We start from the raw sequence: 12000 nt of genomic DNA, 5'->3' as shown, positions 1-12000 counted from the left end.
CCCGCACTGTTCAGGTCATGCCGGGGGCATGACCGACCCGAAACTCTTGTCAGGGAGGGGAGTACGTGGGGCACCCTACACCACTACCGTCACCCCGGAACAAGTCCGGGGTGACGGTAGCGGTCGCTACAGGGCGGCCGCTACACCAACCCTCACCCCCGCAACCCACTCGCCGCATGCGCGCGCGCTTCGGTTTCGGCGTGGGTCGCACCGACGATCCAGCTTCCGCCGACGCACAGCACCGGATCGAACGCCAGCCATTCGGGCGCGCTCGCTTCGGTAATCCCGCCGGTCGGGCAGAATTTCGCCTGATAGAAGGGCGCAGCCAGCGCCTTCAGTGCCTTCAGCCCGCCCGACGCCTCGGCCGGAAAGAATTTGAAGTGAGTAAGCCCTAGGTCCAGCCCCCGCATGATGTCGCCGGCATTGGCGATGCCCGGCAGGAACGGCACGCCGCTGTCGAGGATCGGCCGCGCGATCGTCTCGGTCAGGCCGGGCGACACGATGAATTCGCTGCCCGCATCCATCGCCTGCGCGAACTGCTGCGCGCTCACCACGGTGCCCGCCCCGACGATCGCGCCCTCGACCTTCTTCATCTCGGCGATCGCTTCCAGCGCGGCGGGCGTGCGCAGCGTGACTTCAAGCACGCGCAGGCCGCCCTTCACCAGCGCCTCGGCCATCGGCCGCGCCTGTGCGGCGTCGTGGACGACCAGTACCGGGATGACCGGGCTGGTCTGCATGATGGTTTGAATGGAGAGGGGGGCAATCGAAACGGTCATCGTGCGTGCTCCTGCGCGAAGGCTGCGGCGGCCCCGAACAGGCCGGGCTGGGGATGGGTGATAAGCTTGACCGGTATCCCGGCCATCAGCGTCTGGAACCGCCCCTTGGCGGTAAAGCGCGTGCCAAAGCCCGATTCGAGCAGATGGTCCTTGAGGCGCAGGCCGAGCCCGCCGGCGATCACCACCGCCTTGGCCCCCTGCGCCAGCGCCAGATCGCCCGCGACCGCGCCCAGCGTCAGGCAGAAGCGGTCGAGCGCGGCGACGGCGATGCTGTCGGTCCCCTCCAGCGCGGCGGTCCAGATCGTCTTGTCGTCGCTATGCGGCACCGACACGCCCTCGATCTCGGCCAGCGTCTCATACCATGCCACGATCGACGGCCCGGCGCAGGCGCGTTCGGCCGATCCCCGGCCATGCGCGCGGCGCAACCGCTTGAGCAACGCATCCTCAATCCCGTCGAGTGGCGCGAAATCCTGATGCCCGCCCTCGGTTTCCAGCACATGGTAACGATCGTCGGTGCGCAGCAACTGCGCGACGCCGAGGCCCGTGCCCGGGCCGCAGATCGTCACCACGCCGCGCGTCGGCAATGGCCCTTCCGGGCCGCACAGATGGATGAAATCATCGTCCGACACCTGGGCCACGGCATGGCCGACCGCGCCGAAATCGTTGATGATCGACCACACGTCGACGCCCAGCCGCTCGTTCATCAGCGGCGGGCGGATGATCCACGGATTGTTGGTCAGCTTGATGAGCGTGTCGTTGACCGGCGAGGCGACGGCAAGGCTGGCGGCACGCGGCAGCGGCCGACCGAGATCACGTTCGAATGCACGCCACGCCAGTTGCAGGCTGCCATGCTCGGCCACCTTCTGCGTGACCGGTTCGCCCAGATGCACCACGCGCCCGCCCGCGACCTCGGCGATGGCGAAGCGCGCGTGCGTTCCGCCGATGTCCACCGCTACGACTTCCATAGCCTCTCCTCTTGTCGTTCTTTGGGGACGGCGGGCTGTTTTACAGCCCCGCCGCCGCCAGCATCGCCGATCCGCCAGCTTCCGCTTCGCTCGCACCCTGGCGCATCATCGCGAAAATCTCGCGACCGGTGCCATCGGCGGCCGGCGGCACGGGCACATGCTCGCGCGCGGCCCATTCGTCGGCGGGGACCAGTGCTTCGAGCGTGTTGGCATTGGCATCCAGCCGGATGACATCGCCATCGCGCAGCTTGCCGATCGGCCCGCCGCCCAGCGCCTCGGGCGACAGGTGGATCGCGGCGGGCACCTTGCCCGATGCCCCCGACATGCGGCCATCGGTGACGAGCGCCACCCGATACCCGCGGTTCTGGAGCACGCCCAGCGCCGGGGTGAGCTTGTGCAACTCGGGCATGCCGTTGGCCTTGGGCCCCTGATGGCGCACCACCACCACGACGTCGCGGTCGAGTTCGCCCGCCTTGAACGCCGCCTGCACCGATGCCTGGTCGCTGAACACGCGCGCCGGTGCCTCGATCACCCAGCGGTCGCGGTCGACCGCCGATACCTTGATGCAGGCCCGGCCGATATTGCCCGACAGGATGCGGAAACCGCCTTCCTCGCTGAACGGATCGTCGATCGTGCGGACGATGGTGTCGTCGCCGCTCGTCGGCGCATGGTCGCGCCAGACGAGCTGGTCGTCCTCGATCACCGACTGACGGCCATAGGCGGCCATGCCGTCCTTCGCGATGGTCAGCGTATCGCCGTGCATCAGTCCGCCGCGCAGCAGCTCGCGGATCACGAACGATGGCCCGCCGGCATCCTCGAAGCCGTTCACATCGGCCGATCCGTTGGGATAGACTCGCGTGAGCAGCGGCACGACCTCGCTCAACCGGTTGAAATCCTCCCAGTCGATCACGATCCCCGCCGATCGCGCGATCGCGGGCAGGTGAATCAGGTGGTTGGTCGACCCGCCGGTCGCCAGCAACACGATGGCGGCGTTGACGATCGCCTTTTCATCGACGACCCGCCCGATCGGGCGATAATCGTCGCCGTCCCAGCCGATCTCGGCGAGGCGATGCACGGCGGCGCGCGTCAGTTCCTGCCGCCGCTTGGTCCCCGGATTGGCGAACGAGGCGTCGGGGACATGCAGCCCCAGCGCTTCCATCATCATCTGGTTGCTGTTCGCGGTGCCGTAAAAGGTACAGGTGCCCTTGCCGTGATACGCCGCGATCTCGGCGTCGAGCAGCTCCTCGCGCCCCACTTTCCCCTCGGCATAGGCTTCGCGTACCGCCGCCTTCTGCTTGTTGGCGATGCCGGTGCGCATTGGCCCGCCGGGGATCAGCACCATCGGCAGGTGGCCGAAGCGCAGCGCGCCCATTAGCAGGCCGGGCACGATCTTGTCGCAGATGCCGAGCAGCGCCGCGCCCTCGAACGTACCATGGCTGAGCGCGATCGCGGTCGACAGCGCGATGGTGTCGCGGCTGAACAGCGACAGCTCCATGCCGGCATAGCCCTGCGTCACGCCGTCGCACATCGCCGGCACGCCGCCCGCGACCTGCGCCGTCACGCCCGCCTCGCGCGCCCACACCTTCATCTGTTCGGGATAGCGGTAATAGGGCGCGTGCGCCGACAGCATGTCGTTGTAGGCGGTGACGATGCCGATGTTCATCCGGTTCGCCGGGCGCATCGCGTCTCGGTCCTCGTCGGTCCCGGCATAGGCGTGCGCGAGGTTCGCGCAGCCGAGCATCGGCCGGTCGACGCCCGATTCGCGCTCGCGGTCGATCAGCGCGAGGTACGCGGCGCGTCTGTCGCGCGACGCTTCGATGATGCGGTCGGTGACGGCGGCGATCGTGGCGTTCAGGGCCATCATGCGCTCCAGTGAATATCGACGGGAAGTTCGACTTCGGCCAGCACCCGGCCGATGGGATAGGCAGACGACGCCCCCTGATCGATCGCGCGTTCGAGGACCGATTTCTTCTCGTCCCCGGTAATCGCGATCATCAGCGCGCGGGCCGAGGCGATCGCCGCATGAGAGAGCGTCACCCGCGCCACCGGTGCCTCGGGCGGCAGCGGATCGGGCATCACGCCCAGCGCGCGGCGCTCCTTCGGACCGGTCAGCGCTTCGGTAAGATCGGGGCCGGGGAAGATCGACGCGGTATGCCCGTCGCCGCCCATGCCGAGCAGGCACAGGTCCAGCGGCCAGTGGAGGTCCTGCAACCGCGCGTCGGCGGCGCGCCCGGCGGCCTTGTAGTCCGCTGCCTTCTCGGCGGTCAGCGGGATCACCCGTGTGCCCTTGGGCAGAAAAATCTTGGCAAGGCCGGTGACGTTCGACAGCGCGTCGCCCATCGGCACGATCCGGTCGTCGGTCGGCACGATCGTCACGCGCTTCCAGTCGATCTTGGCCTTGACCAGCTTGTCATAGATCGGGGCAGGGGTGCGCCCGCCCGCCAGCGCGATCACCGCCGCGCCGCGTGCGTCGATCGCCGATTCGATGATGAACTGGATGTCGCCAGCGAGTGCCGCGGCGAACTCGGCGGGTTCGTCATATTCCCACCATTCGATCTCGGTCATGTATCTCTGTTCCGTAGTATAATGTTCAGCGGGTCAAGCGAGCGACCAACGCTACTCGTTCCACGTTACCCCGTCGCGCTCGGTCAGCGCGACGCTGGCGTTCGGCCCCCAGCTTCCCGAGGGATAGGGCTTGGGCGCGGTGCCATTGGCCTTCCACCCGTCGCGGATCGCGTCGATCCACTGCCACTGCGCCTCCACCTCGTCGCGGCGGACGAACAACGTCGGATCGCCTTCGATCAGGTCGAGCAGCAAGCGCTCATAGGCGATCCGCCGCCGCGTGCCGGCGAACGCGGTGGTCAGCGACAGGTCGAGCGGGACTTCGCGCAACCGCACCCCGTCGCGGTCGAGGCCGGGTTCCTTGGCCATCACCAGCAACCGGACATATTCCTCGGGCTGTAACCGGATCACCAGCGTGTTCGGCTGCAACCGCCCGCCGCGATCGGCGAAGATCGAATGCGGCACCGGCTTGAACTGGATCGAGATTTCGGAATGGCGGTCGGTCATCCGCTTGCCGGTGCGCAGGTAGAAGGGCACCCCCTGCCAGCGCCAGTTGTCGACATGCGCCTTCACCGCGACGAACGTCTCGGTATCCGAATCCTTGCCCAGCTCCTCGTCGTAGCCGCGCACGATCTCGCCCTTGACCGCGCCGGCGTCATATTGGCCGGTGACGGTGTGGGTGCCGACCTCGGCCGGCCCGATCGGGCGGAGCGAGCGCAGGACCTTGACCTTCTCGTCGCGGATCGCGGTGCCGTCGAACTTGGCGGGCGGCTCCATCGCGATGAGGGCCACCAGTTGCAGCACATGGTTCTGTACCATGTCGCGCAGCGCGCCGACCTCGTCGTAATAGCCCGCGCGGCCTTCCAGCCCGACCGTTTCGGAAATGGTGATCTGGACATGGTCGATGCCGCGCGCGTTCCACACCGGCTCGAACATCGCATTGCCGAAGCGAAGTGCCAGGATGTTCTGGACGGTTTCCTTGCCCAGATAATGGTCGATCCGGTAGGTCCTCTCCTCGGGAAAGCCGGCGGCGACCAGATCGTTGATCTCGCGGCTCGACGCCAGATCCTTGCCGAGCGGTTTCTCGAGACTGATCCGCACGTTCGGCCCGGCGAGGCCCGCGCCCTGCAACCCGGTGATCGTCGGCCCGAACAGCCACGGCGCGGTCGACAGGAAGATCGCGAGGCCACCCGAAATGTCGCCCAGCTTTTCGGCCAAGACGCCGAAGCCGTCGACGTTCGACGCATCGAGCGGTTGATAGTGCAACCGCGCGAGAAACGCATCGATCGCGCTCTCGTCCTTGCGGTCGTCGCTCAGGAATTCGTCGAGCGCGTGGCGGGCGAAGGCGCGGAAACCCTCGTCGTCATGCTCGTGGCGCGCGGTGCCGGTGATGGTCAGCCCCTGCGGCAACAGCCCGTCGGCATGCAGCCCATAGAGCGAGGGGAGCAACATCCGCTGCGACAGATCCCCCGTCGCGCCGAACAACAGCAGCTTCGCCACCGGTTGCCTCGTCATGCCTGCTCCTTGGTCCAATCGTCGGTCGTGCGCGCTCCTAGCAGCCAATTTCGCAAACGCGAAGGCGGCATAGGTATGCGACTTGTGAAAACGATTGTCTGGCAGGGTGGGGGGCGGCGAGCGGGCACAGGTCTGTACTGCGTCACGCGATCGTCATTCCGGCCTTTGCGGGGATGACGATCGTGAATGCGGCAGCCCCAGCTCCGAACGTAAGGACGGACCCCGCCCCAAAACTCCGTCATTCCGGCGAAAGCCGGAATCCACGGATACAAGCCAGCGCGAATCTTGCGATGCGTCCCGTGTCCATGGATTCCGGCCTGCGCCGGAATGACGAAGTTTGCGAGGCTACCGCCCGGCAAACCAAGGGCGGCCCGGAACAACGGACCACAGCCCGCCTTACAGCACCAACCCGGCAGTCTGGTCGAACCCGGCCATCAGGTTAAAGTTCTGCACCGCCGCCCCGGCCGCACCCTTGCCCAGATTGTCGAGCGTCGCGATCAGCCGGGCCTGTCCCGTCTCCATATTGCCGAACACCCGGAGCGACAGCCGGTCGGTGCCTGCATCCGCCTCGATCTCCACCACCGCCTCATCGCCCGGCAACACGCGGACGACCGGCGATTCGCGGTACGCATCCTGCAACGCCTGCTCCATCGCGGTCAGGCTCGGCCGCCGCTGGAACGCGAACAGCGGCAACGGCACCTCGACCACCATGCCGCGATAGGTATCGACCACGGCGGGGGTGAACAGCGGCGGATGGGCGAGCCGCGCGTGGCGCTGCATCTCGCCGACGTGCTTGTGCGCGAGACCGAGGCCATAGCCGCGATACGCCGTGTCGGCACCGCCACCCTCGAACTCGGCGATCATCGCCTTGCCGCCGCCAGAATAGCCCGACACCGCGTTGACGCTGACCGGCCAGTCGTGCGGGATCAGCCCGGCGCGCACCAGCGGCCGCACCAGCGCGAGGAAGCCGGTGGGATAACAACCCGGGTTCGACACGCGCATCGCCGTGGCGATCGCGCCGGGCTGCGACGGTTCCAGCTCGGCCATGCCATAGGTCCAGCCATCGGCGGTGCGGTGCGCGGTCGATGCGTCGATCACCCGCGTGGTGTCGTTGTCGATCAGCGCCACCGCCTGCCGCGCGGCATCGTCGGGCAGGCACAGGATCACGAAATCGGCGGCGTTCAGCGCGTCGCGCCGCGCTCCCGGGTCCTTCCGCTGCGTGTCGTCGAGCGTGATGAACTCGACGCCCGCGCGCCCGGCCAGCCGGTCGGCGATCTCGAGGCCGGTGGTGCCGGCGGCACCATCGATGAACAAACGGGTCATGCGGGGCGTCTCCGGGCAAGTACGGGGCCGAACCGGTCGAGCGTGGCGATCGGCTCGACCGTCACGCTGCCATCGGCATGGATCGCGGTATCGCCGTCGACCAGCATCGCGACATGATCGGCAAAGAACAACAGGTCGCCGTGTCGCAGCGGATCGCCGCCGGCCAAGGCCACGCCGAACTCGGCCGCCTGCAAATCGACGAAGCGGGCAGGAGCCTCGCCGGTGAGGCCATGGGCAAGGAACACCAGCCCCGCCGCATCGACCCCGGCACCCGACCGGCCACCGGCCACGGCAGCCACGCCGTGCAGCGCCAGCGCCGCGTCCACCGGATCGCCCGACAGGTCGGACAGCGCGCGCAGGTGCTCGGCCGGCACATAGCCGCCATCGACCTCGGCCCAGTCGCCCGTTACCGTCGCGGCGACGCGCGCACCCATCGGCAATGGCATCGGCAGGGGGGTGGCGGTCGAGCGGTCGGCGTACACCACGCTCTCGCGCACCACCACGATATGGCTGACGGCGTATTCGCCGATCAGCGCGTCGCGCGCGACCAGCCCGACGCTGCCATCGATCGGCGAGCGACCCCAGGCGTGGGTCGAGGTGAATTCGAGGACGTCGAACGGCTCGCCCGGCAGCAGTTGCGAAAGGACAGGGCCGCCCGCGCTCGTCGTCACGTCGGTCATGCGCCCCACGCTGCGCCGTACCGCCACCGCATAATGCGGCGCGAACACGCGGTCGGCGAGACGAATGTCGGCGAGGTCGCGCCGGACCGCCTCGGTCCGCCCGTCGAGCCGGACCGATCGCCCGCGCAGCGCGAAACGGCTACGCGGTGGCGTGTCGCCGATTGAAGTCGCCGACTCCGTCGCCGTCCATGAACTGCCCGAACTCTGCAAGAAAATTGGCCCCTTCGCTCGTCTGCGCGACGAAGATGTTGCGCTTGTCGGCGTCGTCGCGTTGACGGCGCAGATAGCCGAGCGTGCCCAGTCTGTTCAAGGCGCGTGTCACGACGGGCTTCGACACGTTCAAGGCGCGCGCCAGTCCGCGCACGGTATGCGGTCCGGGCTGGAGGTAGACGATCATCATCAACGCCATCTGACGGTTCGTCAGATCAGGTTCGCCCGACCGGACGTAATCGACGAGCCCGTCCATCCATTTCTTGAGCAACGCAGCTTGGAACATCACTGGAACCTAACGTTCAAAACGACCGTACGGCGGGGTCGGAAACAGGAACGTCGCAGTCGCGCGCTTAGTTTCCCGTTCGATACGATTATGTTACGGATGTACGTTCAGGTGCGCTGCGGAGACGGTCGAACTGATGCTGCCGGTCGGCCGGGTTCGCAAAGGCAGGGGGCGTAGACTTCCGCGCCCGAAACCGAGGCTTCGGTTGGACCCGAGCGACCCAGGGCAAACAAAACACTTCCCGGGAATTACCCCGAAAAGTCATCGAGTCGTGTAAATTTCGCACCCCGGGGAAGCCGCCCCGGCGCACCGCCGGCGTGTGATCCATCCGCACAGAACCGTCGCCCCGGCGAAAGCCGAAGCTTCAGGCGACTCCCGTCGCGCGCTGTCCTTGGAAGATCCCGGCCGTGGCCGGCACTATGTGAAAGGACCAGCCCCCGGAACCGGCCACCACGCACCGATGTTTACACTATTCGCAAAACCTGCGTGCCCCGAACGGCAAACGGCCGGACTGTCGCCAGCCCGGCCGCCTGCGTGACGATCGCTCGTCAGCCCCCTTGTCAGCCACCGCTTCTACGCCCCTTCCCCCCTTCCAGGGCGGAGCCGGTTGGCCTCCCCGAACCGTGGCCTGTTGTGCCTGCGTTTCGTGAGGTCTTCGATACGTGTCCGAACTGTTGCTGTCACCAGCCCAGCGACCCTGTGCTTACGCTTTCCTTCACCATGTGTTCATTGTGCAACAGCCGCCCTTGCGGGGGGGGCGGGGCGTACCTACAGCGACAGGCGAACCGTATTTGTCAGGACCAGAACCACCCCCATGCTGCTGTCGCGCTACGAGCGGATGATCGCCCGCCGCTATCTGCTGCCCGGTCGGGGGGAGGCGTTCATCGCGCTCGTCGCCTCGATCAGCCTCGTCGCGGTGATGCTCGGCGTCGCCGCGCTCGTCATCGTCATGAGCGTCATGAACGGCTTCCGCGCCGAACTGTTCGACAAGATCGTCGGGCTGAACGGCCATGCCATCATCCAGGGCTACAACAACCAGTTGCCCGACTGGAAACGCATCGCTGCCGAAGCGCGCCGCACGCCCGGCGTCACCAGCGCGACGCCGCTGATCGAACAGCCGCTGTTCGCGACCTACAACGGCCGGTCGGAATTCATCCTGACCCGCGGCATGCGCGTCGAGGACATCCGTTCGACCCCGACGATCCGCGACAATGTGAAGCTGGGTTCGCTCGGTCCGGTGACGGCGGGCAGCGGCAATGTGGTTATCGGCTCGCGGCTGGCGCAGGCACTGGGCGTGACGGTCGGCAGCGAGATGACGATCATCAGCCCGCAGGGGCCGACAACGCCGTTCGGCACGATGATCCGTCAGGTGCCCTACCGCGTTGCGGCGATCGTCGAGGTCGGCGTGTATGATTACGACAAGGCGTTCGTCATCATGCCGATCGAGGATGCGCAGCAACTGCTCCTCACCGGCGACTCGGTCGGCATGATCGAGATCGAGACGAACGACCCCGACGACATCGACCGGATCATGGCTCCGTTGCGCGAAAAATTCGTCGCGCAGGCGCAGGTGTCCGACTGGCGGCAGCTCAATTCGGAACTGTTCCAGGCGTTGTCGGTCGACCGCATCGTGACTTTTACCGTATTGTCGATCATCATCCTGATCGCGGTGTTCAACATCCTGTCGTCGCTCATCATGCTGGTGCGTGCCAAGACGCGCGACATCGCGATCCTGCGCACGATGGGCGCGACGCGCGGCGCGCTGCTGCGCATCTTCATGACGGTGGGCACCGCCATCGGCGCACTAGGCGTGGGGGCGGGGCTGGTGCTGGGTTTCGTGTTCCTCGCCTTTCGCCAGCAGGTGGTCGCCGGGATCGGCAAGGTGACGGGGATCGAGATCTGGGACCCGACGATGCGGTATCTGACCGAACTGCCGTCGAAGGTCGATCCGGTCGAGATCGTCGGCATCGCGCTTACCGCGCTGCTCTTTTCGTTCCTCGCCACGCTGTATCCGGCGTTCAAGGCGGCCAATACCGATCCCGTCCAGGTGCTGCGCTATGACTGAAGCCGTCCTCGAAACCCGCGACCTCCGTCGCAGCTTCACCCAAGGGGAGGCGACGATCGACGTCCTGCGCGGCGTGAACCTGCGCGTCGCACCCGGCGAGATCGTGGCGCTGCTCGGCCCCTCCGGCTCGGGCAAGTCGACGCTGCTCCAGGCGGTCGGCCTGCTCGAAGGCGGCTTCAAGGGCGAAATCCTCGTGTGCGGCCAGCAGGTCGCCCGCGCCAGCGCCAACGGCCGGACCGAGGTCCGCCGCGACCGGATGGGCTTCATCTATCAGTTCCACCACTTGCTACCCGATTTCAACGCGCTGGAAAACGTCGTCCTGCCGCAGTTGGTGCGCGGCAGCCACCGCAAGGAGGCCGACGCCCGCGCCACCGAACTCCTGACCGCGCTGGGCCTCGGCAATCGCCTGACTCACCGCCCCAGCCAGTTGTCGGGCGGCGAGCAGCAGCGCGTCGCGGTCGCCCGCGCGCTCGCCAATCGCCCGGCGCTGGTGCTGGCGGACGAACCGACCGGCAACCTCGACGAGGCGACCGCCGATGTCGTATTCGCTGAGTTTCTTCGGCTGGTGCGCGGGCAGGGATCGGCGGCGCTGGTCGCGACGCATAACGAACGCCTGGCCGCCCGGATGGACCGGGTGGTGCGACTGCACGACGGGGTGCTGGCATGACCGATCTTCACGCGCTGCCGGTCACGGCCGCCGACGGCACCACGACCACGCTGGAGGCCTGTCGCGGGCAGGTGCTGCTGGTGGTCAACGTTGCCTCGAAATGTGGCTTCACTCCGCAATATGCCGGGCTGGAGGCGCTGCACCGCCGTTATGGCCCGCAGGGCTTTGCGGTGCTCGGCTTTCCCTGCAACCAGTTCGGCGGGCAGGAACCGGGCGACGCGGCGGAAATCGCCAATTTTTGTTCGCTGACCTACGACGTGAGTTTCCCGCTCTTCGCCAAGGTCGACGTCAACGGCGCGGATGCCACCCCGCTGTTTCGCCACCTCAAGGCGGCGGCGCCCGGCGTGCTGGGCAGCGAGGGGATCAAATGGAACTTTACCAAGTTCCTGATCGACCGCACCGGGCAGGTCGTGAAGCGCTATGCTCCTACCACCAAACCGGAAGAACTGACCGCCGACATCGAGCGGCTGCTTGGCTGAACCGCCGCCGCCCGGTTGATCGCGGGCGACGTGTCGCCTATGTGCGCCGCTTCACGGCCGTGCGCGGTCGCACCAACTTCGGAAATGTTCCCCGCCCATGTTCACCTTCCTGCTTGTCGTCCATGCGATCATCGCCGCGTTGCTCGTGACGGTGATCCTCATGCAGAAGTCGGAAGGCGGCGGGCTGACCACGGGCGGCAGCCCCTCGGGGCTGATGTCGGCGCGCGGCGCGGCCGATTTCCTGACGCGGGCGACGGCGGTGCTGGCGGGACTGTTCATCACGATGAGCATCGCGCTGGCGGTGATCGCGGCGAATCGCGGCACGGGCACGATCGATACCTCGCTCGCGCGGCCGACGACTCCGCCGCCGGCCGCGACCGGTCCGGTCAATCCGGCCGCCGATCCGGTTGGCAATCTGACCGGGGCCGACAACGGCGCCGTTCCGCTCGTCCGCTAAAACCCTTATCCATCA

Annotated in this window: 12 protein-coding genes; 4 read left to right on the top strand and 8 right to left on the bottom strand. The window is 67.2% G+C overall.

Translation table 11 applies throughout. The features are described 5' to 3' along the window. Window positions 1-152: 152 nt before the first annotated feature. From eda to ASE78_RS12765, 8 genes are all read right to left on the bottom strand, one after another. Window positions 153-776 (bottom strand): bifunctional 4-hydroxy-2-oxoglutarate aldolase/2-dehydro-3-deoxy-phosphogluconate aldolase, encoded by a 624-nt coding sequence (gene eda / locus ASE78_RS12800; protein ID WP_056497787.1) that lies wholly within the window; start codon window positions 774-776, stop codon window positions 153-155. Next, entirely contained in the window at window positions 773-1741 is a 969-nt protein-coding gene (locus tag ASE78_RS12795) for a glucokinase (protein WP_056497786.1), read from the bottom strand. The genes eda and ASE78_RS12795 overlap by 4 nt, the downstream gene beginning before the upstream one ends. 40 nt (window positions 1742-1781) lie before the next feature. After that, window positions 1782-3602: a phosphogluconate dehydratase gene (gene edd / locus ASE78_RS12790; RefSeq protein WP_200911055.1), complete on the bottom strand. Its 1821-nt coding sequence runs from the start codon at window positions 3600-3602 to the stop codon at window positions 1782-1784. After that, window positions 3602-4306: a 6-phosphogluconolactonase gene (gene pgl, locus ASE78_RS12785; RefSeq protein ID WP_056497784.1), complete on the bottom strand. Its 705-nt coding sequence runs from the start codon at window positions 4304-4306 to the stop codon at window positions 3602-3604. The genes edd and pgl overlap by 1 nt, the downstream gene beginning before the upstream one ends. A gap of 51 nt (window positions 4307-4357) precedes the next feature. Next, the gene (gene zwf / locus ASE78_RS12780; RefSeq protein WP_055759947.1) at window positions 4358-5818 is read right to left on the bottom strand and encodes a glucose-6-phosphate dehydrogenase; all 1461 of its coding nucleotides are present in this window, start codon (window positions 5816-5818) and stop codon (window positions 4358-4360) included. Between the two features lie 396 nt (window positions 5819-6214). Next, window positions 6215-7141 (bottom strand): N-acetyl-gamma-glutamyl-phosphate reductase, encoded by a 927-nt coding sequence (argC, locus tag ASE78_RS12775; RefSeq protein WP_056497782.1) that lies wholly within the window; start codon window positions 7139-7141, stop codon window positions 6215-6217. Continuing rightward, window positions 7138-8031, bottom strand: a complete 894-nt coding sequence (locus ASE78_RS12770; RefSeq protein ID WP_156351499.1) for an NlpC/P60 family protein — start codon at window positions 8029-8031, stop codon at window positions 7138-7140. The genes argC and ASE78_RS12770 overlap by 4 nt, the downstream gene beginning before the upstream one ends. Continuing rightward, entirely contained in the window at window positions 7961-8287 is a 327-nt protein-coding gene (locus ASE78_RS12765) for a MarR family transcriptional regulator (RefSeq protein WP_055760554.1), read from the bottom strand. The genes ASE78_RS12770 and ASE78_RS12765 overlap by 71 nt, the downstream gene beginning before the upstream one ends. 844 nt (window positions 8288-9131) lie before the next feature. On the opposite strand from ASE78_RS12765, the gene ASE78_RS12760 reads away from it, so the two are divergent. The 4 genes from ASE78_RS12760 to secG all read left to right on the top strand — a co-directional run bounded on the left by ASE78_RS12760 (window position 9132) and on the right by secG (window position 11985). After that, entirely contained in the window at window positions 9132-10382 is a 1251-nt protein-coding gene (locus ASE78_RS12760; RefSeq protein ID WP_055759958.1) for a lipoprotein-releasing ABC transporter permease subunit, read from the top strand. Beyond that, on the top strand, window positions 10375-11049 hold the full coding sequence (locus ASE78_RS12755; protein ID WP_056497774.1) for an ABC transporter ATP-binding protein: 675 nt from the start codon (window positions 10375-10377) through the stop codon (window positions 11047-11049). The genes ASE78_RS12760 and ASE78_RS12755 overlap by 8 nt, the downstream gene beginning before the upstream one ends. Further along, the gene (locus ASE78_RS12750; protein ID WP_056497769.1) at window positions 11046-11528 is read left to right on the top strand and encodes a glutathione peroxidase; all 483 of its coding nucleotides are present in this window, start codon (window positions 11046-11048) and stop codon (window positions 11526-11528) included. The genes ASE78_RS12755 and ASE78_RS12750 overlap by 4 nt, the downstream gene beginning before the upstream one ends. A gap of 97 nt (window positions 11529-11625) precedes the next feature. After that, window positions 11626-11985 (top strand): preprotein translocase subunit SecG, encoded by a 360-nt coding sequence (gene secG / locus ASE78_RS12745; RefSeq protein ID WP_055759967.1) that lies wholly within the window; start codon window positions 11626-11628, stop codon window positions 11983-11985. Window positions 11986-12000: the final 15 nt, after the last annotated feature.

Source organism: Sphingomonas sp. Leaf25 (genome assembly GCF_001421635.1).
In the GTDB taxonomy this organism is placed as follows: domain Bacteria; phylum Pseudomonadota; class Alphaproteobacteria; order Sphingomonadales; family Sphingomonadaceae; genus Sphingomonas.
This window is presented reverse-complemented; position numbering and strand designations above follow the sequence as displayed.